A 2,289-nucleotide genomic window follows, 5' to 3' on the forward strand; every position below is an offset into this window, starting at 1 on the left:
CAAATTTTTTGAAAAATTTTTTTGTTTGTTTTTTAAAGCCAAAATCCAAAAGGTTTTTATGCTTTGAAAACCTAACTATTATTGGAGAATGTTTGTTTTTACTGTTCATATATATAAATATTCTCCATTTTACTATAAATAATTTATTATATCCTATTTTTTAAAATAACAAAGTGTTATTTCAACTGTAATAAAATAAATTACATATAATCGGCAAATTGAAGAAATACTAATTTTACATCAAGAAATCACATCGATGTGAAATTTCAAGTGAAAAAAATTCTAGGATTTCAACATTGCCGAAAATTCTTCTTATAAAAATAAAAATAGTAATAATAATCAAATATTTATATGAAAAATTTAAAAAATAGGAACTAAAAAATTCTAAAACCTTAAAAAAATAAATAGTATTCCTCAATAGAGGAAATTTCTATTTAATTTTTAATATATTTTTTTAAATCGTCAGCTTTATCGGTTTTTTCCCATGGAAGACCTTCAATACCGAAGTGGCCATATTTGGCTGTTTGTTTATAAGAAGTGTCTCTTAAACCTAATGTTTCAATTATTCCATCCGGAGTTAACTTGAAGTTTTCACGTACTATTTCTTCCATAGTTTTATCGCCAATATCTGCGCCGGTTCCGAAAGTATCTACCATTACGGAGGTTGGTTCTGCAACACCGATAGCATAGGATAACTGAATTTCACATTTTTCTGCAAGTCCGCTTGCTACGATGTTTTTTGCAATGTATCTTGCCATGTAACATGCGCTTCTGTCAACTTTAGTACAGTCCTTACCTGAGAACGCTCCTCCACCGTGGCGGGCATATCCTCCATAGGTATCCACAATGATTTTACGACCTGTCAGTCCTGCATCTCCGTGAGGACCACCGATTTCAAACTTGCCGGTTGGGTTGATGTGCTCTTTTGTATTTTCGGTCATCAGTTCCTGTGGAATGACTTCTTTGAAGAGCTTTTCACGGATGTCTGCTTTTAGTTGTTCTTGATTATCAGACATTGTCTCATCATGTTGGGTTGACAATACCACCGCATCAAGTGAAACGACATTGCCTTCTTTATCATAGTTTACTGATACTTGTGCCTTACCGTCCGGTCTTAAGTATGGAATTTCTCCGCTTTCCCTAAGTTCAGTTAATTTATTGGTTAATTTACGGGCTAAATCGATTGGGTATGGCATTAATGAATCGGTTTCATTGGTTGCATAACCGAACATCATACCTTGATCTCCTGCACCGGATTCTTCATCTCCCCGGTCTACTCCCTGATTGATGTCTGGAGATTGGGCATGGAGTCTGTTTACAACTTCACAAGTATGACCATCAAATTCTAAATCAGGATTATCATAACCGATTTCAATAATTGTATCTCTTATAATCTGTTTGATTTCATCATCGGATAGGTTACCTTCAGAGGTTATTTCACCAAATACCATACAAAAATCAGTTGTTACACAAGTTTCACATGCAACATGTGAATTCTTATCCTGCGCCATATATGCATCTAATATAGCATCAGAAATAATATCCGCAACCTTATCGGGATGCCCTTGGGTAACTGACTCTGATGTAAATGTCCTATATATATCATTCATATTATCACCAATATTCAATGTTAAATTCTCTCTATTATAGTTACATTCAAGAGAATTTATCAACATTATAAACTAGTCAGTATTATTTATATCTTATATATTATTTAAAAATTGTTAAAAATTACGATAAAATGAGAAAATCTAAAATTTTTTTGAAATTTTAAAAATGGTTAATCTAAAAAAAAGAAAAAAGAGATAGAGAATTTAATCTCTAAATCTATTTGCCTATGTCTTCAAGAGCAGCACTGATTTGTGCCATAATTTGCTCGGTTTTGAAGTGTTGTTGGTTCATTGCACCAGATGGACATGCACCTACACAGGTTCCACATCCTTTACATAATGCGGAGTTGATTTGTGCAAATTCTTTTCCACCTACACCGGTTGCGATGGTAATTGCTGCGAATGGACATAATTCAACACATACTTGACAAGCACCACAAATTGCTTCATCGTTAGCTGCAATAATAGGTTCGATTTCTACTTCTCCTTTAGCCATTGGGATTGCTGCTCTGGATGCTGCAGCTGAACCTTGTGCTACGGAGTCAGGAATATCTTTAGGACCTTGTGCTACACCAGCAATGTAAACACCGTCAGTTAAGGTGTCAACAGGTCTGAGTTTTGGGTGAGCTTCCATGTAGAATCCGTCTGCAGATCTGGAAAGACCTAAGGTTTGTCTGAG

General features: G+C 34.5%; 2 protein-coding genes. Both read right to left on the reverse strand.

Annotated features, from left to right (window positions below; translation table 11 throughout):
* Positions 1-434 precede the first annotated feature (434 nt).
* The gene (gene metK, locus ACKI4K_RS07400) at positions 435-1,610 is read right to left on the reverse strand and encodes a methionine adenosyltransferase (protein ID WP_407423762.1); all 1,176 of its coding nucleotides are present in this window, start codon (positions 1,608-1,610) and stop codon (positions 435-437) included.
* 217 nt (positions 1,611-1,827) lie between these two features.
* Positions 1,828-2,289 (reverse strand): 4Fe-4S binding protein (locus tag ACKI4K_RS07405; RefSeq protein ID WP_407423764.1); only part of this gene is annotated, 462 nt, incomplete at its 5' end.

The sequence above is a fragment of the Methanobrevibacter sp. genome, assembly GCF_045644645.1.
Classification (GTDB): domain Archaea; phylum Methanobacteriota; class Methanobacteria; order Methanobacteriales; family Methanobacteriaceae; genus Methanocatella.